This window comes from Endozoicomonas sp. ALB115 (assembly GCF_049310245.1).
GTDB lineage: Bacteria > Pseudomonadota > Gammaproteobacteria > Pseudomonadales > Endozoicomonadaceae > Endozoicomonas.
Genome location: NZ_JBLYZG010000025.1, coordinates 19,389 through 40,649 on the forward strand (window position 1 = coordinate 19,389; position 21,261 = coordinate 40,649).

A 21,261-nucleotide genomic window follows, 5' to 3' on the forward strand; every position below is an offset into this window, starting at 1 on the left:
ATGAATGATGTTCTGCATGCTTCACCGCTGGGTAAAAACAGCGACTACAAATCGGCATACGATCCTTCGCTGCTGTTTCCCATTGAGCGGCAAGACAAGCGTATAGAGCTGGGTATTGATCCGGATAATTTGCCGTTTTACGGTCGTGATCTCTGGTATGGCTATGAGCTTTCCTGGTTAAATCTTTCCGGAAAGCCCGTTGTCCGCGTTGCCCGGTTTGAGCTGCCCTGCAGCTCCCCCTGCCTGATTGAATCCAAGTCGTTCAAACTGTATCTCAACTCATTTAATCAATCCCGGTTTGCCAGTGCTGAACAGGTTGCAGACTGTATTGCCCGGGACCTTTCGGCAGCAGCCAAAGCACCGGTGGCAGTGCGGCTATATACCATCAATGAATTTGAGGCCCGTGCTTTTGATCCTGCGCCGGGAACCAATATTGATGAAGTTGATGTCATTGTGGATTGTTACCAGTATGACCCAACGCTCTTGGCCAGAAGCTCAACAGGTGATAAATCAGCGGCTGATAATGGGCTAGTCAGTGAGACGTTGAATACCCATTTGCTGAAATCCAACTGTCCGGTTACCGGTCAGCCTGATTGGGGAACGCTGGTGGTCAGTTATTGTGGTGAGCAGATTGATCATGCATCGCTACTGAAATATGTCTGTTCATTCAGGGACCACCAGGAGTTCCATGAACAGTGTGTTGAGCGAGCGTTTGTTGATCTGCAAAAACACTACAGGTTTACAGAGCTGACGATCTATGCCCAATATCTGCGGCGGGGTGGGCTGGATATTAACCCCTGGCGCAGTAAATCAGATAGCAAACCAGGGGCTCTGCGTTTGATTAGACAATAAGTCTCAATGATTTCTCATCAAGCACAATAAGCGGGAAGGCCGGTGTTTAATCGGTCTTGCTCTTGGTATGCTCGGTCAGATCCCGTAAATCGTCTAATATCTTTGATTTCTTTGTCTCATCGAGTGAAGACAGAGTAACGTTTTGTTCAGCTTCCTTGTAAGCCTGCTGCTCAAGGTAACACCCCTCAAAACGCATTTTCAGTCTTTTTGCCATGTCAATTTCATTTCCGCGGACACAAAACGCAATGAGCGGATTGAGCAGGAACAATTTGTCACTGACCTCTCCGGGAAGGTGCCAAGCGTAAGATGCGATAAAATCCTTGAAATTTGAAATCTCGTAGGGTTCCATGAACCTGATTTCACGATGCTTTTTTGTCAAAATATCCTTAATGGTGTCTTTAATTATTTGTTTGCCAGCTGCCTCGGGAGCTGCCAGTTTCAGCAGTTTATCGACATCGTAAGAGCATTGGCGAGATTCTTTCATGAGGGCTTTGACAAGGTCCTTGTCGGTAAGGTGAACTCTGAATTTTTTTGAAATATCTATTGCTCTATCGAAATTAAGCCTGGTAAAACAGAGATTCATGAGGGAGTAAGCCAGCTTGGTATCCTTGATACCGTGATTGAAAAATTCCTCAAAAAAATTCACTATGTCTTCGTACTTTTCTTCGTCCAGTTTTAGTAGCCATTTAGCGTCTTGCAAACATTTTTCCAGCCCGTTAGCCAGAGTATTTTTGGCAAACTCCAGGGATTGGGCATCTTGCAGATTTGCCAGTTTCAGTATTGCTTTGCCATGGTCATAAAGGGAGTGTTCGCCAGGTTCAGCGTCTGGTCCATATTTCTCGATCAGTTTATCGAGAACTTTGCTACTTTCAGCGTCTGATGCGTATTTCTCGATCAGTTCATCGAGAGCTATGCTACGTTCAGCGTCTGAATTGCATTGCGGGAGCAGTATTTCGATAGTTTTGGCAGGTTCAGTGTAGGGTGCGTATTCCTGGACCAGTTCATCGAGAGCTATCCTGAGACGGTCTGCTTCAAGATTTGCAGTTGCTTTGCAGGTATCTTTAATATGACAGGCATGGTCGAAATCTTTCCGGTCGAAGAACAACTCAAGAGCTGAATTTGCCAGTGTACTATCATCATGGTCACAATCTGCCAGCAAACAGTCGATAAGCGCTTTAAGCTTATTGTACTCTTCCGGGTGCAAACTACGGATAGATGGTAAGTTATCCTGCAAGACTGTTTTCAGGATATCCCCGGCTTTTTGCGCAGCCTGTTCCGGGGATGACAGTTTCAGCGATGCCAATAATGATTGAACCCTTGCGGCATCTTTTGCTTCTACAGCTTCTTTAAGAGCTGACAGAGCCTCTTCCGGATCCATCAGAATTGCGGGCTGCGGATCGGTTGTTATGCCAGTTTCGGATTGTGTGCCTTTACCAGCAGGGCCGCCTTGATCAGAGGAAGAAATTTTTCTGTCGGCAAGGGCCGTATCTGTGCCGGTGCCGGTTTCCAGGAAGCCAATAGCGTGAAGTATTCTGGTAACGACAGCGCCAAAAAAGCTGCTTTCAGCCTTTTCTGGTTTTTCTATTGACTGGTCAGATGGTTCCTGCCCGTTTGAGCTGAGCGGTAGAGGTGATGGTTGGAGCTTTGCAGGTTGCATAACTGATTAAATACCTCGCCAAGGTTATTGTTGTCAGTACTCAATCAGACAATAAAAAAAGCAATTAGTTGCAAGCAGTCAAACAAAAGTCTCAGGTTTATCGTAAGCGCCAATAAAACCGCCGTCATAGCCAGCCCAAACTTTACGACTTATCCTTTAGATGCTTTCACTGTCCAAGGTAGCAGCCGCTCCCGTTTCTCAACCGTGTCGGCATAAGGCAGTTCTTTAAAATTGCCCTTTACCTTTTTGCCTGGCTTGGCCTCGCCTTTTTTGGCATCGATAAATTTACGTCTCACATGGTCAAAACACCCAAGCTGCGTTATGCCTTCCTGGCGGCAGACTGCAATCAGGTTGATCAGTTAGTTGCCGGGACAGACGCATCAACCAGTTAGCCATAGTCGTGCGGGTGACCGAACCACCGTAGCAGGCGAGGATTTTTTCCTGCCGGTATAGATGCAGGGCATCACAGAACCTGGCAACAATGATGTAGGCCAGCATGCAGGTTGTCACTGCTGACTTGGGAATAGGATGCCTGGGCAACTCAGCGGCTTTGGTGATTCGTCTTTCTGGTTGATTGTCGTCTTGCGACTCCGGGAATACCCCGCTTCTCCTGTAGGATCTCTTTTACTCTCACCCTGGCAGGGATGATGTCCAGCTCTTTCCAGGCTGTTGCCATGCAGCCGGGCCAGATTTTTTTGTGCAGGGATGTGCCCCTGCCTGGCGGCCTTCTCCAGCCAGGTCAGGGCCACGGTGTAGTTCTGCTCCGTCCCCAGGCCCTTCAGGTGCATACAGGCCAGCTGATATTGTGCAGCGGCAACGCCCTGGTCGGCAGACTTGCAAAACCAGAACAGGGCTTCGGCGTAGTTCTGCTCCCCCCCCAGACCCATCAGGTACAAATAGCCCAGGTTGTTTTGTGCACCGGCGTGTCCCTGATCAGCAGACTTGCGGTACCAGGCCAGGGCCTCAGTATAGCTCTGCTCCACCCCCAGACCGTGTTGGTGCATCCAACCCAGACTGTGTTGTGCACCTGCGTCTCCCTGGTCGGCGGCCTTGCGGGACCAGATCAGGGCTTCGGCATAATTCTGCTCTGTTCCCAGCCCCTTCAGAAACATCCGACCCAGCTGATATTGCGATGCGGTGTCTCCCTGGTTGGCAGCCTTGTCGTACCAGGTCAGGGCTTCGGTGTGGTTCTGCTCCGTCCCCAGACCCTGATAGTACAACCAGGCCAGGTTGCTTTGTGCGGCAGCGAGTCCCTGGTCAGCGGCTTTGCGGAACCAGGTCAGAGCCTCACCGTAGTTTTGCTCCACCCCCAGCCCCTTAAAGTACATCCAGCCCAGGATGTTTTGCGTGCTGGGGTCTCCCTTTTTGGCGGCCTTGCGGAACCAGATAAAGGCCTCGATGCAGTTTTGCTCGGTCTCCCGAGGTAACTCCCCGATGATCCAGCTCAGATTGTTGTGTGCGGCGACACTTCCCTGTTCGAGACTCTTACAAAACCAGGTCAGGGCTTTGGCGTAGCTCTTCCTTACCCCCAGGCCCTCTGCATACATCCAGCCCAGGTTGTTTTGCGCGGAACTGTATCCCTGGCAGGCGGCCTTGCGGAACCAGGTGAAAGCCTTGGCGTAGTTTTGCCCCACTCCCAGGCCCCTTAAGTACATAGAGCCCAGGTTGTTTTGTGCGTCGGGGTCCCCACGCTTGGTGGCCTTTTGGAACCAGTTCAGGGCCTCGGCGTAGTTCTGCTCCACCCCCAGACCAATCAGGTACATTAAGCCCAGGTTGTTTTGTGCTTTGGCATTCCCGTGGTCGGCGGCCTTGTAGAACCAGGTCAGGGCCTCGGCGAAGTTCTGCTCCACCCCCAGACCGTACAGGTACATCAAGCCCAGTCTGTTTTGCGCTACTTTATTGTTGGTGGTCAATCCCGCGCTGATCAGCAGTGCTGCTATTTCCCAACGTTGTTGCTTTAACGACAGGGTTAGCGGGTTTTTCCTATCCAGGAACGAGCGCTGACCGGGGTTGAACCCGGTTGCCAGAATATCTTCTACATCCCTGACCCGGTTACCCTCAATTGACTTGAACAGCTCCTTCCGCAGATTTACGGGCCAGGTCATTGAGGGAGTACTGCCCGTTATCAAGCGGCGGTCAATTGGACACCGTGGGGTTATTTTCACCCAGTTGCTTATGCATGCGTGGTGGTATTCATGAGTGCACGGCTGTAACCTTACGACCGTAGCCGTGTCTTTGATTCGGATCTTCCGGGCCAGGGCCGCTGCAGTTCGAGAGCATCTTGTACCAGGACTTTCCCTGATTTCATCCCAGCAGATTGCACAAGATTGACTGATACTGTTCATAACTTGTCAGACTTGTCTATCAACCAGAAGTTCCGTGAAAAAGCTCCATTCGAAAGAGTGCCGAAATTATTTCCTGATCTATTTCATGAGTAGCCAGCAGGACTACCGGTCTTTAAACTTCATCGCCACCGAGTTGATACAATATCGCAGACCGGTAGGTTCCGGCCCGTCCGGAAATACGTGGCCCAGGTGAGCACCGCAATTAGAACAAAGGACTTCAGTGCGCTCCATGCCAAGGCTGTTGTCTTCCTGCATGGTGATCGCATCGCTGTCGATGGTTTGGTAGAAACTGGGCCAACCACACCCGGCATCAAATTTCACCGATGAGTCAAACAGCTTTTGCTGGCAGCAGACACAGTGAAAAACACCATCTTTCTCAAAGAAGTTATATTCGCCGGTAAAAGGCTGCTCAGTCCCCTTTTCACGGCACACATAGTACTGTTCATCGGTAAGCGTTGCCCGCCACTGTTCATCTGATTTTTTCTCGGTCATCAAATACTGCCCTCTTATTCCACTTTCATCAGTCAACAGAGACTTTCCTAGGATAACCGCCCGGTTAAAAACTATCTACACTAGTGCAACTCTTGCAAGATCAATTCATAATGCCACACGGCAAGCCCAAAGAACCTGAAACCATCGGTAAGACATCCATGAAGGATATTGAAAAATCCACCAAACTCGACAATGTCTGTTACGACATTCGCGGCCCCGTTCTTCGTGAAGCCAAGCGGCTGGAAGAAGAGGGACATCGTGTCATTAAATTGAACACGGGCAATCCCGCGGCGTTTGGCTTTGATGCCCCCGATGAAATCACCCAGGACGTGATCCGCAATTTGCCGTTGTCGCAGGGTTACTGTGATTCCAAGGGCCTGTTTTCAGCCCGCAAGGCCATTATGCAGTACTGTCAACAGAAGAACTTCCCGCCCATTTCTGTTGAAGACATTATTATCGGTAACGGTGTCAGTGAGCTGGTGGTGATGACCATGCAGGCATTGCTGAACAATGGCGATGAGATGCTGATCCCGGCTCCGGACTACCCCTTGTGGACCGCCGCTGTGCATCTGTCCGGTGGCCGTGCCGTTCATTATCGTAAGGATGAGCAGTCAGACTGGTGTCCGGATATTGACGATATCCGCAGTAAAATTACCGCCAAAACCCGGGGGATTGTGGTTATCAATCCAAACAACCCGACTGGTGCGGTTTATCCGGACGACCTTCTGAAAGAGATCGTACAGCTGGCCAGAGAGCACGACCTGATCATATTCGCTGACGAAATATACGATAAAATCCTCTATGACGGGGTTGAGCACACGGCCCTGGCCTCGCTGGCGGACGACGTGCTTTGTATCAGTTTTAACGGCCTGTCCAAATCTTACCGGGTTGCCGGCTTTCGGGCGGGCTGGCTGGTGGTGTCCGGCCCGAAGCAAAATGCCAGAAGCTACCTTGAAGGCCTGGAAATGCTGGCCTCAATGCGCCTCTGTGCCAACGTACCTGCGCAACACGCCATTCAGACCGCATTGGGTGGTTACCAGAGTATTAATGACCTGATATTGCCCGGCGGCAGACTGCTTGAGCAGCGTAACCGGGCCTGGGAAATGCTGGATCAGATACCGGGCGTCAGCTGTACCAAGCCCAAAGGAGCCCTCTACCTGTTCCCCAGGCTCGACCCTGAACATCACAAGATCCATGATGATGAACAGCTGGTACTGGATTTTCTCCTTCAGGAAAAAGTACTGCTGGTCCAGGGCACTGCTTTCAACTGGCCTGAGCCTGACCATCTGCGCATCATTTCGCTCCCCAGGACAGAAGACCTGGAAACCGTAATGACCAAACTTGAACGGTTCCTCAGTCGATACCGGCAGTAATTAACACCGTTAACCCCCGGCTATGCCGGGGTGGCTCCCATAGGTTCAACATAAGTAGTTAACAGCTTAAAAGGGTTGAACTTTTATTATTTATTTTTGTCTACCAATTAAAAAACCAGTGTTCTGTTTAAAAGCCATTGTTCTATTTAATAACTGAGCTTGTCAGGGAAGAAATAAAAGTAATTACAATGGGATTATCATTGTGGATAACTTGCCTCCCACAACATCCAATACAGCACTCTCTGCGGATCCACCCAATAATGATTGCAGAAAAGCCGGGGCGTCATCACGTAAAACCGGGAAACTGGGTGGACGGCAAGTTCAATCTATAACACCTGCCCAAAAACACCAGCTTATTTTAAAAAGCATGATTGCTGAAATGGGTGCACTGAATAACTTCATGAAACATAATTTTCGCACGTATAATCCAGACGCTTCATTGGAACGAGGTGAGTTACTGCACGGTGTTGATACGGGACAACTGTTAAAGCATATGAACAAGTGTAAAGACTTGCACCAGGAGTGCGTCAAGGCAATGGCGACTTGTACAAATCTGGCAACTTTTGAACGCCTGATGAAATCCGCAGATTTTTATGAGGAATTCCAGGAAAATTTTTATAAAAAAATAAATGAAATCGCCGATGACATAAACCGTCAGATCGCTCAAGAGTTATACCGTGTGACCAGTGATAGCGATGATGATGGCGAATCAGTCAGCAAAAATACGACAGATGATATTGTTATAAACTTACCGGATAATATCGATCAGGCGAATAAAACCGAATCTGTCACTCTGCTGAAGAGAGTTCTTAAATGCTTTTCACTTTTTGTTGATCCAACAGCAAAATCACTGAAAAAAAACGAAAAATCCGAACAGAAACTATATTCCAAATGGTGTGAGTTGTTTGCCAGGTCACTGGCCAGGGTACTCGACCATGACCGGGAACTGGATTCTGAGATGTTGTGCTCAGTAAAGACAATCATGGCCGCGTTTGATAAACGCACTTATGGTCAGGATAATTCACTGCATTTACTGGCCGTCCTTAACCAGCTCAATAAGAAAGGTATCCTTAATCCGCAAACGTCGTTTACTGGTAAAGAGATATTTGCTGGTCATGTCATTAAAGCATGTATCGCGCAGTTGGATCATCTGAACAAAATCATTGATTCAAAGGCACAGGATGGCGAACCGCACCAAATGGAATTGCGCATAAAAGACAAGATTGTGAACCAGTTGAATGCGCTCAGGCCTTATTTTCCTGAGGGCGACCTGTATATTGAGTTTATCCTCAGACTGGTCGTTGATAAGGTTGACCACAACTGGTTTGCGCTGCTGTACGCCCTGGCCCGTTGTCCTTCTGAAGCGTTATCGGATCCGTGGCGTGAAAGATTTTCACAACGGCTGGCGCAATATCATCCCCAGGCCCAAATGATGCTTGATGCCCTGTTCACAGGCAACCATGGGCAGATACCCGAAGCCATAGCCCCTGACTACTACCCGGTGCTGTGGCTCAAGGCATTTATCCTGAACAAACAGGGTGAACACCGTCGTGCCTATGAAGCCATTATCCAGACGGAGAGCGGTTGTCGGCGGATGCCCGGGCAGAAGCAGCCTGATGTCCGCCTGCAACTGGAAATACTGCGCATAAGCCTGCGCAGTCAGCTACTGGCTACAGGACTCCCCGGGTTAAGCTTTGAACAGCTTAAGACCATGAAAGCACAGGCCGACAATCTGATTAGTCATCCCCAGGCCTATTGGACGCAGCACGAACATACCGTGCTTCAGCAATTACGAGGGGAATTGGCGGCACTGTTGCCACAGTATGCGCCAACTGTTACTGAGTCGGTGACACTGGCAGGCACCGGAACCGTCGAAGAGCCTCCCGAAGAGCCGGATACTCTCAACACAGAGGCAGATGTTGTCATGCCAGCACTGCCCCGGAGCCGGAAAACCCTGGTAAAGGAACTGTGCAAAAAACTGAAGGCCGGGATCAGAATCTGGCAGGGCCGTAACCGACCAGAATCGCTGATGCCGGATGACTCATACCAGGTGATGGGGCCTTATGGAAAAACGCTGTCAGCAACGGAAACCATGCGAAAAGATCACTGGAACGGTGGCATTCGGCAATTGCTCACGGAGGTCAATGCCCATCGGGCCTATGGTGATATCATCAGCGAGCTGTCCTGCTACCAGAGAGTCCTTGCCGATCCGACCCGAAAGGGTACCATTGGCATTTATCGCCTGACACTGGAGTTGTCCTGGACCATTATGCGCTATGTTAACGGAGAATACGGGGCAGTAGGCCTGACGGACAGAGAAAAAGGAGAGTTGCTGGATATATCCTGGCAATCTCTGAAGCAATCCGTCTGCCTTGCCATGCGCAGGAACAGCCCATTGCCTGAGCAGGCATCGGACCAGGAACTGGTCGACACCGTCGTCCAATGGTTGCAGCTTCTGAAAGATCCCGAAGCAAAAAAAGAGATGGAATTTTTTATGCGCTGTGCCCTGGGCAGTACGGCTGGGCATATCCATGGCTTTCTGGCAGAAATATTTCCGAGGCAGAAACAACACTCAGACAGCGCCCGGTTTTTCTTTGAAGCGAAGACCCGACTTCAGCCGGACTATCAAAAACCGGTTTCTGAAGCAGGCCAGGATAGCCGCCATGACCTGATGCGAAAAAATCAGCAGCAGCGCTGGAGCCAAGGGCGTTAATAACGCTGTTGCCAACAAAAAAAAGGTGTAACCGGCAATTGTCAAAAGCCTTGAATCTCGCACAACAGGCAGAGATTTACTCTATAATTTCCCCGGGTTATGACGCAGTAAATATAAAATTCACAGGATTCATTGCTCATGAAAGGCACAACTGAAACCAGTAAGGAGCTTGCACAGCTTGCGTGTATCACCTGCCGTGGCACTAAATTTGAGACGGACACATTAACCAAAGTCGGGGCATACTTAGGATTGAAGGTTGGCGTAGGGACTTTTGTTTTAGAAAGAAATACCGTTTACATCGCGAAACAGATGGCGAAAGCAACCGGCCAACCATTCATCAGATCCATGTCGACGAGAGCCCCTGTTGTCATACCCGCAGTAGTAGTGGTCGGAGCAGCTTTGGGAAGGATGGCTCAGACCTTCGAAGACATTACCGGGAAGACGACTGTATCTGATTATGTAATTGCGAATTATGTTAATGGAAAAGCTGCTGTTGACTTGGACATTAACCTCTGAAAGTGTCAGCCTTTCAGCGTTTTTATGGATGATCTATGAACGACATACACATTGACGAATTTTACCAGGACTGCGTAAAAACGCTGGTTCAGCTTTATAATAGCTTCCCCCGCCTGACAACACTTTACGTTGACGATCTGATTACCAACGCCGGCACCGACGAGTACGGCATCCCTAACCGGCGCCACAAAGCCTGTTTTGATGCTATGCTCTGGCTGGCTTCAGAAGGCTATATTCGTTATCAGGATACGATCCGGCAAGACGCGCTGGATCAGGTGGTACTCACGGAAAAAAGCTTTTTACGCTTAAGTCTGCCCACCACTGCCCCGGATAATCCGGATAATAAAAAGAACGACCTGCCGCCGTCTGTTGCCCGGAAACAGGCGACAATGGCTTGGCATTGCCGACAGGCCCTTAACAATAAAGGCGGTGAAGCGATTGCCAGGGCTGCGCTGCAATTTTTTACCGAATAGTGAGCAGAATGGGGGCAGGTATCCGGCTCTTTTTCTGTCAGTACCATGTAAAAATAAAGCGCATTTTATAGACGCTCTTGAAAGGATAAATAGTCGCCTTTATATAAGTAGCTAACCATATGAAATCATATATTTCTGACTCCTTGTTCAGGCACTCTCGGCAACAGTTCCTGCGTTGCTCTAGCTCCTGCATCCATGCAGTCGTGCTTCGTTACAACTCCGGTCATATAGCTACGGCTATGCTCCCTCCGTTGTGCCTCGCATAGCACCTGCCCAAGTAGCCAGAAATATATGATTCCATATGGCCAGCTACTTTGCTGTTTAATGACAATGATGACGATGAGGTCACCTTAACTCATGAAGAGAATCCTGTTGTTTCTGGCCACAAACATGGCAGTCCTGTTGCTGGCCAGTATCACACTGAATATTCTCGGCGTCGGCAGTTATCTGAGCCACCAGGGGCTGAATATGGGTTCCCTGCTGGTATTCTGTGCTGTATTCGGTTTTGCCGGCTCTTTTGTCTCCCTGCTACTCTCCAAAACCATGGCCAAAATGAGCACAGGGACGCAGATTATTGAACAACCGCAAACAGCCCGGGAGCAGTGGCTGGTTGAGACGGTCAGGGAACTCTCTGAAAAGGCCAGCATCGGCATGCCGGAAGTGGGTATCTTCCACTCCCCGGAAGCCAATGCCTTTGCCACCGGGTGGAATAAAAATGCCGCGCTGGTTGCGGTTAGCGAAGGGCTGCTGGACCGCTTCAGCCCGAACGAAGCCCGTGCAGTTATTGGTCACGAAATTGGCCACGTTGCCAACGGCGATATGGTTACCCTGAGCCTGATCCAGGGGGTTGTGAACACCTTTGTCATGTTCTTTGCCCGGATTATCGGTTATGCCGTTGATTCCTTCCTGCGTCGTGATGATGAAGACGAAGGTGGCGTCGGTATGGGTTTTTACATAACCAGCTTTATCGCCGAGATTATTCTTGGTTTTCTGGCCAGTGCTATCGTTATGTGGTTCTCCCGTCAGCGGGAATTCAGGGCAGATGAAGCCGGTGCCGAACTGGCCAGCCGCAGAGATATGATTGCCGCACTGGAACGCCTGCGTGCCGAGTATGAAGCGCCGAGTGCCATGCCTGCAACCATGACTGCCTTTGGTATCCGCAGCGGTGATCGCAGTGGACTGGCAGCCCTGTTTACCAGTCACCCGCCGTTAGACCAGCGCATTGAAGCGCTACGCGCTCACCATTAAGTTCCCCCTTAAGGCCGGTAATCCCCGGCCTTTTTTAACCACTCAGTGCACAACAAAAAAAGGTTTTCCGTCGAACCGTTTGTGATCTTTAAATGTCAACCAGCGCCGGACAGATGAAAAGACAGGACTGAGAAAAACCGCTCCGGTCTATCAACAGCTGCTATTGACTGTTTATAATGGGGTTTTTCGTTAGAACCTTTCGATATGCAACTTTTGTCGCCAGAGCCAGTCTGGATCAATAACAATCAGTCACTTGAAGACTATTGCCAGCGATGGTCCAGGCTTGATGCCATCGCTCTGGATACTGAGTTTATTCGTACAGACACTTTCTACCCACAGCCAGGGCTGATTCAGGTGGGCACAGGCGCGGATGTTTTTCTGATCGATCCACTGGCCATTGATCAGTGGCAACCACTGGCCAGATTGTTTGAAGACAACTCGGTGGTTAAAGTCCTTCATGCCTGTAGTGAAGACCTGGAAGTGTTCAAGCTGTTAACCGATACCGTTCCCAGACCACTGTTTGATACCCAGCTGGCCGCAGCGTTTGCTAACCTGGGATTTTCCCTTGGTTATCAGGCCCTGCTCAGGCAAGTACTGAACATTGATCTGCCCAAGGATGAGACAAGGTCTAACTGGTGCCAGCGACCATTGACGGATGCCCAGATTCGCTATGCCAGCCTGGATGTTGCACATTTACTGGAGATTTATCAGCACCTGGAGCAGCTGTTGGTGCCAACGCCGAAAAAGGCCTGGCTGGAGGATGAGTGCCTGGCCATGACGTTGAATGTGCTGCCTTTTGATCCGGGAAATGCCTGGAAAGAGGTAAAACGAGGCTGGCAATTGCGCCCCCAACAATTGGCTGTACTAAAGGCACTCTGCCACTTTCGGGAAGTTGCCTCCCGCAGTCTGGATGTTCCTCGCAACCGGGTTATCCCCAAAGGCAGCCTCTGGCCACTGGCGAGGTTTCAGCCTAAAGCCATGAATGCCCTGCGGGAAATACCAGAAATGCGTGCCAGTATTATCCGCAACCATGGCGAGCAGATAGTGGATATTATCAGATCGGCCAGTCAGATTCCGGAAGCACAAAGGCCTGAAAAGCTGCCTCTGCCACTGCCAAAAAATGTCAGGGATTGGGGTAAGCAGATCAAAACACTGATGTCGCAACTGGCTGTTGAATTGCAGTTGCCTATGGAGCTGCTGATGCCGGGCAAATTAACCACACCACTGCTGCGCAGCTGGCTGGATCATGGTCGTTTTATGCTACCGGATACCCTCAAGGGCTGGCGTCGTGATATCATCGGCACCCCGCTGATTCAGCAGCTCAATCAATTAAGTCAACAGGAAAAAGGCCATTGAATGAAGTCTCTGGTGACCATCTATAAAAGCCCGAAAAGGGAAGGTATGTACCTGTACCTGAACAAGGGAGCTATATTGGAAAAGACCCTGCCAGAGGCATTATTGCAAGCCTTTGGCAAACCGGTGCATGTTTTTGACCTGTTGCTGACGCCGGAGAAAAAGCTGGCACGGGTAGAGACTGCCAGTGTCCTTCAGGGGATTTCCGATCATGGCTTCTATCTGCAAATGCCCCCCAAAGAGCAGGATGATTACCTGATCAAACTGCCGGATGAGTTTCTTTCATTTAACGACCCAACATGACCGCAAAACCTTTCTGGGAAACCAAAACCCTGGCAGAAATGACCGCCGATGAGTGGGAAAGCCTCTGTGATCGTTGTGGTCGCTGCTGCCTGCACAAACTGGAAGATGAAGATACGGATACGGTTTATTACACGTCAGTAGCCTGTAAACTGCTGGACACCGGCAGCTGTCAATGCCAAAACTACCCGAACCGTAAAGACATCGTGCCGGAATGTACAGTACTGACGCTGAAAGATGTTGAGCTGTTCCACTGGCTGCCCGAAACCTGCGCCTATCGGCTGATCAGCGAAAAGAAACCGCTGTTTGACTGGCATCCACTGTTATCCGGCTCCTGTGAATCTATCCATCAGGCCGGAATCTCGGTAAAAGGATGGGTACATTCAGAAAATGATATTGCAGAAGATGATCTTGAGGACTATATCATTCCCCACAATATGATTGGCTGAAGGATCAACAGCATTTAATACGACCTTCATCCAACATTCATACAATGAATCAGTCCGGTAACCTCCCTGAAATTTTGATCAAATGACAGGACGTTATTTATGTTTTGCTCAGTTAGCCATGCTCAAACAACAGCAATAATGACCTCTCCGGCATTTAGCTCAGTGCGTGTCCGGTGTGGCACTGTTGCCACCGTGTCAGGCCGTTGTATCAGCATGGTTGATGAGCCGAAAAGGCAGAGTTTTGAAAACGCCAGCCCTGGCACAGAACATTCACTGAAACATTGTGGGCTTGCAGCCAGACAGGTAGAAGGCAAGCCTGCACAGCCACCGCTTATGCTTGCCATTGAGGTGGCAGATGACACCTTGTCAGCATCATGTTGTCGTAAAGATAACTGCAAAGAAAACAGCGAATCCACGGTAGGCCAGGAGGGTGATACTCTGGGGCATAGAGAGCCCTCAGCTTATAGAGAGCCCCCCGTGTATGGGAAGCCTTCAGCACTGCAAAAGCCCGGTAAAAAAAACGATTGTTGTATTATTGACATCGAAGGCAGCACCAATAAATCACCGCTCCTGCTTGCAGAAGAGAACGCAGGCAATACGGCCAGCGAAACCATTAGTGCTATTGAAGGTGACTCTGCGCTCATCAGTCAGTTAAATGAACACGGTTTTGCCAGTGATATTTTTTCTGAAGTCCTGCAAACACTCAATCCCCAAAAAGTATATTCCCGATATGTCGTCCAGCATGATGACACACTGAAAAAGTTTGCCGCCAAAGTATTATGTAACGGGGCGGCAGGCACTATTTCTGCTGATGCACTGGACTATATAAGTCAGGCAAAAGGTGCAGCAGGTATTATCTCTGCCATGGTGGCTATTGGCATCGTTGATGGTCTTTATTCCTGTGGCAAGCATCTTCATGAGCATCGGCAACAGCCTGACAATATCCTGCGAATACTGGGTTATGGTACGTACAAATGTATCAGGCCAGTCATGAACCTGCTTCCTGAAACGTTTTGCCAATGTGTCAGAAAAGCCTATATCTATGGGTCTCTTTCCGGTGCCAGTGCAACCCTGCTGGCGGACTTCCTGTCGCACTTATCAAAGTTCGCCATGACAACCTCAGCGGCTTCCTTTATCACTGGGTACGCATGCCCCATACTGTTGCTGGTCCTTACCTCAGCAGGAGGGATGAGCGGAATAATATCCGCTTATGAAAATTATAAAAAAACATCGCCTGCTAGGAGCTTGTCGGACTTAAGACTGTCCTACGCGGCAACTGCTCCTGCGTTGCCCTAGCTCCTGCATCCATGCAGTCGTGCGGTTGCGATAAATTGGTCTAAAAATTCCTGCTTCTTCGTCAAATAGCCCCGCTATTCTCCTCAGAAGCAGAAATTTTTATCCTCAATTTCTCGCAATCCTCGCTACGGGGTCGCCTAGACGGACGCTTAAGTCCGACAGGCTCCTGGCTTCTCAGTCCGACAGGCTCCTGAGCAACGTCAGACTTCATTGAAAACGGGGCTTTTTATTGCCCAATCAGGCACTGGTCACCCACTCGGAAACAAAGTCATTAACATCCAATACAGGCACTTTCTTTTTAGCGCCAGCTGGCTTGCCAAGGTAGATAAAACCCATCAGCTGCTCGTTGTCGGCAAGACCCAGCCCTTTTGCCAGTCGTGGGTGGTAACAAAGCTCCCCGGTTCGCCACATTGCCCCGACCCCCTGGGCATGGGCCGCCAGCAGCAGAGAATGAACTGCGGCCGCCAGTGACATCTTCTGTTCAATCTCCGGCACCTTTGGATGCTGCTTAACCGGGCAAATAGCCAGTACCAGCATAGGGGCTCGGAGCGGCATCCCTTTGAAACGTGCCAGCGCATCTTTTGAAAGGTCAGGCTGATCCTCAAGGACTGCCTGCGCCATCAGCTCACCCAGCGCTTCCCGCGCCTGGCCACTGATTTTTAAAAATCGCCAGGGGCGAATACGGCCATGGTCAGGGGCTCTCAGGGCTGCCTTGAACATGACATCCAGTTGCTGATCGCTGGGTGCTGGTTCCTCCAGGATGGGGGTCGATACCCTTTCCAGCAAAAGCTCTATACCATTCATCAATAACTCACTCCCACCAATTACAGATTTGAGCGTTCCTGCATGTTAGAATGACCTGCCCACAGCAAATTGCTGACGGTATTATCAGGTCTGGCTATGAACCAATTTTAATGCAATCCAATAAGAATACTGTATCTCCGCCCCAGAGTCGTGCTCCCCGGCTCTCTCCAAGAGTCCTGGCCTATTGGCTCGCTGCCTCGGTGATGGTTTACGGGCTGGCCAACCAGTACCTTCCTTCTGTTTTCCTGGGCGCTGTCGCTTATTTATCGGTTTTTCCCTGGCTTTCCAACCTGGCGATCAACGTGGTATTTCGCGCCAGCAATCAAAAGACAGTGGACAACAAAAAGCCTCTGGTTACCCTTTTACTGGATTCTTTGAATGTTGGAGCCTTAATCACCCTTGCCGATTTCCCGATGGTCAGTGGCATGCTGCTGGTGGCTCTGCTGACAGGCTGGGCGATTTACCTTCAAGGGCTGAGGGGGCTGATGATCATCATTCCCCCTGCAGCAGCTGCCATATCTATTCATCACTTTATTGAACCTGATTTCACCATTTCAGCCGGGCAGGATGCAGTGTTTATCAGTCTGCTTGGAATGCTTATTTTCATATCCTACTGTGCCTATGTCCTCAGGCTCAGAGAGCAGCATTTTCAGGCTATTCAGCTCAGTGCCCAGCAACAGCGGCAACGTTACAGCAGGCTTGCCAGCAGTCTGGCCAAATACCTTTCTCCCCAGGTATGGGAATCCATTTTTTCCGGTAAGCGCAATACCAAACTGGAGAGCCAGCGAAAAAAACTGACGGTCTTCTTTTCCGATATCAAAGGCTTTACTGATCTGGCCGAAGCACTTGAGCCAGAGGTGCTGACAGAGTTGCTGAACACTTACCTGAACGACATGTCCCGTATTGCTCTGAAATATGGGGGAACCATCGATAAATTTATCGGTGACAGTATTATGATTTTCTTTGGTGACCCTAAAACCCGGGGCTATCAAAAAGATGCCCTGGCCGCTGTTTCAATGGCCATTGAAATGCAGAAACACATGCAAGTACTGCGCAAGCAATGGATCGCCAAAGGGGTCGAGAACCCACTTCAAATCAGGATTGGCATCAATACCGGTTACTGTACGGTGGGTAATTTCGGTGCCGAGTCCCGTATGGATTACACCCTCCTGGGGCGTGAGGTGAATTTGGCCAGTCGGCTGGAAAGCGCAGCAAAACCCAACCAGATTCTGCTGTCCCATGAAACCTGGTCGCTGGTTAAGGATGTGGTACTTTGTCAGTCCAAGGGAGAGATACAGGTAAAAGGCTTCAGTCGTTCGGTGCCTATTTATAAAGTGATCGATCTGCGCCGCAATCTTGGTCAGCAGAAAAGTTATTTTGAACTCGACAGCAAAGGCTTTTCCTTCAGTCTGGATACCAACAGTATTGATGAGTTCGAGCGTAAAAAGATCATTCAGACGTTAGATGAGGCAACACAGAAGTTACTGAAAGATGATCTGTCGAGCCCGGCAAAACCGGGACGAAAAACAATTGTCCAGACCCTGGTAAAGTAATTACTCAAGCCATCGGTTCAGTAATGTATCTAACGCTTTTTTATTGAAAGGCTTGGCAATGTGGCCATTCATCCCTGCGTCCCGGCATCGTTCTTTGTGCTCTTCCAGTGTGTTTGCTGTTAGTGCGATGATGGGCGTCTGTCTGGTATTCGTCATTTTTCGCAGCTGTTTTGTTGCAGCGTAGCCATCCATTACGGGCATATTGCAGTCCATCAGGATCAGGTCAAACTTTTCAGTGGTGCAAGCTGTGATGCAATCCTGACCGTTGTTGGCAAGGTTTATATTGTACCCCAGCTGTTCAAGCATACCCTCAGTCACCAGCTGGTTGATCACATTGTCTTCTACTACCAGGATCCTTTTCTTCCTGAAGGCTGGCTGTTGATGGTCCGTTGCATTGTGTGGGTGATTGATGCTTTCTGGTGACCGGTTGTCGGGAATGCCAATGACTTCTGCACACTTTTTATAGAGCTTTTGCTGAGTCACCGGCAGTGAGAGCCATAACAGATTATCAGGCATTTCACGGGGCTGTTCATAGCTGATAAAGATCGTTTTACATTGAGGACGGTGTTGAGCCATATTCAGGGCCAGGGATTGTTGATCAGTGATAATGAGCGATTCGGTTGAGTCGTAATCAATGTTCAGACCGCTGTCGTCAGGCTCAACAATACGACAGGGTACATTCCAGTAGCTGAGCAACCGGTGACAGATTTGCTGTGTGGATTCTTCACAGGCCAGTAATACCGGCTGGTTTTCCAGGGTAATGGTGGCTTCACTGGTTATCTGTTCAGGTTGTGTTAAGGGCAGTTTTATCGAAAAAGTACTGCCCTGCTTTTCCCGGGACATGACCCTGATGGATCCATCCATTGCTTCCACCAGCTCCTTGGTCAGTGCCAGCCCCATACCGGAGCCCCCGTAGCTGTCATAGATCGCATTGCTGGCCTGGGTAAAAGGGGTGAAAATTGCTTCGAGGGCCTTTTTGGGGATGCCAATCCCGGTATCGGTAATGTTAATGATCAGTTCAAGACGGTTTTCGCTAAGCGGTTTTGAGTCCAGTGATAGTTTGATCTCACCCTGATGGGTGAATTTAATGGCATTACCCAGAAGGTTATTAATGACCTGACTGATGCGGGTAGGATCACCAAGCAGAGTGGTTGGCAGCGTTGGGTCAATATCACAGGTCAGTGGAATATTTTTTTCGTAGCTCTTCTGACTCAACAACACGACCGATTCTTCAATGATTTCACGCAAATTGAAATGAGTATGTTCAATGGCAACTTTGCCGGACTCCAGCCTGGCCAGGTCGAGCAAGCTATTGAGCAGTCGGACCAGTCGAACGCCTGACTGACGAGCCAGATCGAGGCGCTCATATTGTTTGTCGGTCAGTTCTTCATTAATGGTCAGCTCCAGCATGCCTAAAATGCCATTCAGTGGCGTGCAAATCTCATGGCTCAGGTAAGAAAGCTGTTCTCCACGAATTCTGGCTGAACGAAGTGCGGCCTGCCGGGCTTTCTCAAGTTCCGCATTGGCCTTGAATAGCGCGTTATTGTTTTCCAGCAGTTCCTGCGTCCTGTCAGCAATGCGAAGTTCAAGATCATGGCTATGTTTTCTAAGCTCATTCTCGGCAAGACTTAGATGATATAGCTGTTTTTCAATATCATCCTGAAACTCATTAAATGCGCTGGTCAGGAGCCCTATTTCATCTTTTTGATGTTTCCCGGAGATTGCCAGTGTTTTATGTTCGCAGCCTGTTCGAACCTGCTTTACGTGACGGGCCAGTTTCAAGAGTGGTTTGGTTAGCATCAGATAAAACATGCCCTGCAGAGCCAGCGCCAGCAGCAAGGTCCGGACCAGTCCAAACACCAGGGTGAGTACTGAGCGATCCAGAAACTCCTGACCGGAAGGGCGCGTGTCAGCGGTGATGGTCAGAGTACCAAGCTCTTCTTCAAGGTCGTAAGGCACTGACAATTGTTGCTGATAAGTTCGTGTGGTGCCAAAGAAGAGGTCGGTAAATTGTCTTTGTTCGTCAGGATTTTTTGCGGTTCCGGCTTTGGCCAGAACCAGGTTGTCGGTGTCAATAATTGCTGCACTGAGAATTAACGGCGACTCAATGAGTCCATTCACCAGCTCTATGGCCAGCTCTTCATCCAGGTTGTAGGCGATACGTGATGCGGGTGCCTTGCTGATGTCCAGATAAGCCTGAATGGCACTATCGATGCTCTTGTCCTGAGTCTTATAATCGTGAGTTACCTGGAAGACACTGAAAATCAATCCCAGAATAAATGCAACGCTGACTGTGTATTTGACTTGCTTAAAAGAGAGTCTGTCCCTAAGCCTCATATTTCTCTGCCTTTCCCGGGCGATAAGTGGCCCATCTAATCGTTAAAATGGCTGTTTTTCAAGAACCATTGATGAAAAAATAAAGAGGGGTTGACTCTGTGGTAAGTGATGATTAGTATACGCATCCGCTGCAGCAATGCACGAAGGTTTGCGTCCCCTTCGTCTAGTGGCCTAGGACACCGCCCTTTCACGGCGGTAACAGGGGTTCGAGTCCCCTAGGGGACGCCAATTTCCTGCCTGAAACTTCTCTTTTATCTGCCTCCTCCTCCGCAAGCTAATCTACTAGAAAATCGTCTTGTTTTTGATCAGGATTTCAATTTTCTTCAGCACCTTTCTGTTCAGCATCGTATTCAACGATATCTTCCATGGTCTATCAATTCCAATGATGAGGAATGCATTTCAAAACCAGGGCAAGCTTTGGTCTGTTTGACTATCTTTGCGGTTGCCGAATGAAAAAACGGTCAGCCTTCTGGGTGGCCAGCCACTTATTATCCGTGTCACAGGGTCTGCAGATGACTACTCAGCGGCATGAGCTTTTTTCCATTAGCGGCCTGGCCATTGGTCATGCATCAGATATCGAAAGGTTGACCGGAGTGACGGTGCTGCGCTTTGATCAGGGCGTGACAGCGGGTGTTGATGTGCGCGGTGCCGCTCCCGGAACCAGGGAGACGGAGTTGCTAAGGCCTGAAAACCTGGTGGATTCTGTCCATGCCATTGTGCTTTGTGGTGGCAGTGCGCTTGGTCTGGAAAGTATGAACGGGGTCAGTCGTTACCTGGAGGAGCAGGGCATTGGGTTACCCACAGGCTTCGTCAGGATTCCGGTTGTCACCGGTGCGGTGCTATTTGACCAGTCGGTCGGCGATGCCTCTGCCCGACCCAGTGAGCAAATGGGGTATGAAGCCACCAGGTTGGCCAGTCGCTGCGACATTGGAGAAGGTAATGTCGGTGCCGGTACCGGGGCATCAATTGGTAAAGTTGCCGGGTTTGACCGGGCGACAAAAAGTGGCATCGGTTGTTACGCCATCAGGCTGAGAGGAGGGTTGGTTGTCGGTGCCGTGGTGGCTGTCAATGCCTGGGGAGATGCTGTTGCCGGTGATAAGCTTATTGCCGGCACCAGGAGCGAAGATGGACAGCAGTTTGTTTCTGGTATGGATCTCTTAATGAATGACCAGGCCGTTCAAGCACTGCCCGGGGCAAATACCACTATCGGCGTGGTGGTGACTAACGGGAAATTAACCAAAGCCCAGGCTTTAAAGATGGCACAAATGGGGCATGATGGTTTGTCGCGAGCCATTCGCCCTGCACACTCAATGTACGATGGTGATACCATTTTCAGTGCAGCAACCGGCGAAGTGGATGCTGATGTAAATGTTTTGGGTATTGTGGGGGCGGAGGCTGTGGAACAGGCGATATATCGTGCCGTTAACACCGCATCGGCAGCGGGTGGCTTACCGTCGATTCACGATATACGGGCATAATAATCCTTTTCTGGTAATAAGT

The 21,261-nt window shown here is 49.8% G+C and carries 19 protein-coding genes, 1 tRNA gene and 1 pseudogene; 14 read left to right on the forward strand and 7 right to left on the reverse strand.

Going from position 1 to position 21,261, the window contains the following annotated elements:
* Complete coding sequence (gene queF, locus ACO6VE_RS12585; protein WP_422450286.1) at positions 1-852, forward strand: NADPH-dependent 7-cyano-7-deazaguanine reductase QueF; 852 nt, start codon at positions 1-3, stop codon at positions 850-852.
* Between the two features lie 46 nt (positions 853-898).
* Here the strand turns inward: queF and ACO6VE_RS12590 are convergent, their stop codons facing one another.
* Positions 899-2,230 carry a hypothetical protein gene (locus tag ACO6VE_RS12590; RefSeq protein WP_422461595.1) on the reverse strand — a complete coding sequence of 444 codons (1,332 nt, stop codon included), beginning with the start codon at positions 2,228-2,230 and terminating at the stop codon, positions 899-901.
* Positions 2,231-2,299: 69 nt separating this feature from the next.
* Here ACO6VE_RS12590 and ACO6VE_RS12595 point away from each other — a divergent pair, with 69 nt between their 5' ends.
* On the forward strand, positions 2,300-2,440 hold the full coding sequence (locus tag ACO6VE_RS12595) for a hypothetical protein (RefSeq protein ID WP_422461597.1): 141 nt from the start codon (positions 2,300-2,302) through the stop codon (positions 2,438-2,440).
* Between the two features lie 369 nt (positions 2,441-2,809).
* Here ACO6VE_RS12595 and ACO6VE_RS12600 read toward each other — a convergent pair whose 3' ends face one another.
* The 4 genes and pseudogenes from ACO6VE_RS12600 to msrB all read right to left on the reverse strand — a co-directional run bounded on the left by ACO6VE_RS12600 (position 2,810) and on the right by msrB (position 5,346).
* Positions 2,810-3,007, reverse strand: coding sequence for an IS66 family transposase (locus ACO6VE_RS12600; protein WP_422450288.1), 198 nt, complete (start codon positions 3,005-3,007; stop codon positions 2,810-2,812).
* An 8-nt stretch (positions 3,008-3,015) separates the two neighbouring features.
* Positions 3,016-4,614, reverse strand: a complete 1,599-nt coding sequence (locus ACO6VE_RS12605; RefSeq protein WP_422450561.1) for a tetratricopeptide repeat protein — start codon at positions 4,612-4,614, stop codon at positions 3,016-3,018.
* Between the two features lie 39 nt (positions 4,615-4,653).
* A pseudogene (locus ACO6VE_RS12610) lies at positions 4,654-4,854 on the reverse strand (hypothetical protein); the annotation flags it as partial.
* Between the two features lie 102 nt (positions 4,855-4,956).
* Complete coding sequence (msrB, locus tag ACO6VE_RS12615; RefSeq protein ID WP_209200597.1) at positions 4,957-5,346, reverse strand: peptide-methionine (R)-S-oxide reductase MsrB; 390 nt, start codon at positions 5,344-5,346, stop codon at positions 4,957-4,959.
* A 158-nt stretch (positions 5,347-5,504) separates the two neighbouring features.
* Here msrB and ACO6VE_RS12620 point away from each other — a divergent pair, with 158 nt between their 5' ends.
* From ACO6VE_RS12620 to ACO6VE_RS12660, 9 genes are all read left to right on the forward strand, one after another.
* Complete coding sequence (locus ACO6VE_RS12620; protein ID WP_422450562.1) at positions 5,505-6,719, forward strand: pyridoxal phosphate-dependent aminotransferase; 1,215 nt, start codon at positions 5,505-5,507, stop codon at positions 6,717-6,719.
* 202 nt (positions 6,720-6,921) lie between these two features.
* Complete coding sequence (locus ACO6VE_RS12625) at positions 6,922-9,432, forward strand: hypothetical protein (RefSeq protein ID WP_422461599.1); 2,511 nt, start codon at positions 6,922-6,924, stop codon at positions 9,430-9,432.
* A gap of 138 nt (positions 9,433-9,570) precedes the next feature.
* Complete coding sequence (locus tag ACO6VE_RS12630; RefSeq protein ID WP_422450290.1) at positions 9,571-9,948, forward strand: hypothetical protein; 378 nt, start codon at positions 9,571-9,573, stop codon at positions 9,946-9,948.
* A gap of 35 nt (positions 9,949-9,983) precedes the next feature.
* The gene (locus tag ACO6VE_RS12635; RefSeq protein WP_422450291.1) at positions 9,984-10,421 is read left to right on the forward strand and encodes a hypothetical protein; all 438 of its coding nucleotides are present in this window, start codon (positions 9,984-9,986) and stop codon (positions 10,419-10,421) included.
* Positions 10,422-10,778: 357 nt separating this feature from the next.
* Positions 10,779-11,669: a protease HtpX gene (gene htpX, locus ACO6VE_RS12640; protein WP_422450292.1), complete on the forward strand. Its 891-nt coding sequence runs from the start codon at positions 10,779-10,781 to the stop codon at positions 11,667-11,669.
* Positions 11,670-11,873: 204 nt separating this feature from the next.
* Positions 11,874-13,025, forward strand: coding sequence for a ribonuclease D (gene rnd, locus ACO6VE_RS12645; RefSeq protein WP_422450293.1), 1,152 nt, complete (start codon positions 11,874-11,876; stop codon positions 13,023-13,025).
* A complete protein-coding gene (locus tag ACO6VE_RS12650) occupies positions 13,026-13,325 on the forward strand; it encodes a YcgL domain-containing protein (protein WP_163369715.1) in 300 nt (99 codons plus the stop codon).
* The gene (locus ACO6VE_RS12655; protein WP_422450294.1) at positions 13,322-13,771 is read left to right on the forward strand and encodes a YcgN family cysteine cluster protein; all 450 of its coding nucleotides are present in this window, start codon (positions 13,322-13,324) and stop codon (positions 13,769-13,771) included. Before ACO6VE_RS12650 ends, ACO6VE_RS12655 begins: the two co-directional genes overlap by 4 nt.
* Before the next feature lie 99 nt (positions 13,772-13,870).
* Positions 13,871-15,067 (forward strand): hypothetical protein, encoded by a 1,197-nt coding sequence (locus ACO6VE_RS12660; RefSeq protein WP_422461601.1) that lies wholly within the window; start codon positions 13,871-13,873, stop codon positions 15,065-15,067.
* Between the two features lie 237 nt (positions 15,068-15,304).
* Here ACO6VE_RS12660 and ACO6VE_RS12665 read toward each other — a convergent pair whose 3' ends face one another.
* Entirely contained in the window at positions 15,305-15,871 is a 567-nt protein-coding gene (locus ACO6VE_RS12665; RefSeq protein ID WP_422450296.1) for a nitroreductase family protein, read from the reverse strand.
* Positions 15,872-15,981: 110 nt separating this feature from the next.
* On the opposite strand from ACO6VE_RS12665, the gene ACO6VE_RS12670 reads away from it, so the two are divergent.
* Entirely contained in the window at positions 15,982-17,424 is a 1,443-nt protein-coding gene (locus ACO6VE_RS12670) for an adenylate/guanylate cyclase domain-containing protein (protein WP_422450297.1), read from the forward strand.
* Here the strand turns inward: ACO6VE_RS12670 and ACO6VE_RS12675 are convergent, their stop codons facing one another.
* Entirely contained in the window at positions 17,425-19,761 is a 2,337-nt protein-coding gene (locus tag ACO6VE_RS12675) for an ATP-binding protein (RefSeq protein WP_422450298.1), read from the reverse strand. It abuts the gene before it with no gap.
* A 152-nt stretch (positions 19,762-19,913) separates the two neighbouring features.
* Here ACO6VE_RS12675 and ACO6VE_RS12680 point away from each other — a divergent pair.
* A tRNA-Glu gene (locus tag ACO6VE_RS12680) sits at positions 19,914-19,989 on the forward strand.
* A 284-nt stretch (positions 19,990-20,273) separates the two neighbouring features.
* Positions 20,274-21,239 carry a P1 family peptidase gene (locus tag ACO6VE_RS12685; RefSeq protein ID WP_422461603.1) on the forward strand — a complete coding sequence of 322 codons (966 nt, stop codon included), beginning with the start codon at positions 20,274-20,276 and terminating at the stop codon, positions 21,237-21,239.
* Positions 21,240-21,261: the final 22 nt, after the last annotated feature.

Coding starts and splice junctions, on each gene's coding strand:
- ACO6VE_RS12590 (WP_422461595.1), bottom strand. CDS start 2,230: ATGGATCCGGAAGAGGCTCTGTCAGCTCTTAAAGAAGCTGTAGAAGCA.
- ACO6VE_RS12660 (WP_422461601.1), top strand. CDS start 13,871: ATGTTTTGCTCAGTTAGCCATGCTCAAACAACAGCAATAATGACCTCT.
- ACO6VE_RS12655 (WP_422450294.1), top strand. CDS start 13,322: ATGACCGCAAAACCTTTCTGGGAAACCAAAACCCTGGCAGAAATGACC.
- ACO6VE_RS12685 (WP_422461603.1), top strand. CDS start 20,274: ATGACTACTCAGCGGCATGAGCTTTTTTCCATTAGCGGCCTGGCCATT.
- htpX (WP_422450292.1), top strand. CDS start 10,779: ATGAAGAGAATCCTGTTGTTTCTGGCCACAAACATGGCAGTCCTGTTG.
- rnd (WP_422450293.1), top strand. CDS start 11,874: ATGCAACTTTTGTCGCCAGAGCCAGTCTGGATCAATAACAATCAGTCA.
- msrB (WP_209200597.1), bottom strand. CDS start 5,346: ATGACCGAGAAAAAATCAGATGAACAGTGGCGGGCAACGCTTACCGAT.
- ACO6VE_RS12675 (WP_422450298.1), bottom strand. CDS start 19,761: ATGAGGCTTAGGGACAGACTCTCTTTTAAGCAAGTCAAATACACAGTC.
- ACO6VE_RS12600 (WP_422450288.1), bottom strand. CDS start 3,007: ATGCTGGCCTACATCATTGTTGCCAGGTTCTGTGATGCCCTGCATCTA.
- ACO6VE_RS12635 (WP_422450291.1), top strand. CDS start 9,984: ATGAACGACATACACATTGACGAATTTTACCAGGACTGCGTAAAAACG.
- ACO6VE_RS12620 (WP_422450562.1), top strand. CDS start 5,505: ATGAAGGATATTGAAAAATCCACCAAACTCGACAATGTCTGTTACGAC.
- ACO6VE_RS12605 (WP_422450561.1), bottom strand. CDS start 4,614: ATGACCTGGCCCGTAAATCTGCGGAAGGAGCTGTTCAAGTCAATTGAG.
- ACO6VE_RS12630 (WP_422450290.1), top strand. CDS start 9,571: ATGAAAGGCACAACTGAAACCAGTAAGGAGCTTGCACAGCTTGCGTGT.
- ACO6VE_RS12670 (WP_422450297.1), top strand. CDS start 15,982: ATGCAATCCAATAAGAATACTGTATCTCCGCCCCAGAGTCGTGCTCCC.
- ACO6VE_RS12650 (WP_163369715.1), top strand. CDS start 13,026: ATGAAGTCTCTGGTGACCATCTATAAAAGCCCGAAAAGGGAAGGTATG.
- ACO6VE_RS12665 (WP_422450296.1), bottom strand. CDS start 15,871: ATGAATGGTATAGAGCTTTTGCTGGAAAGGGTATCGACCCCCATCCTG.
- queF (WP_422450286.1), top strand. CDS start 1: ATGAATGATGTTCTGCATGCTTCACCGCTGGGTAAAAACAGCGACTAC.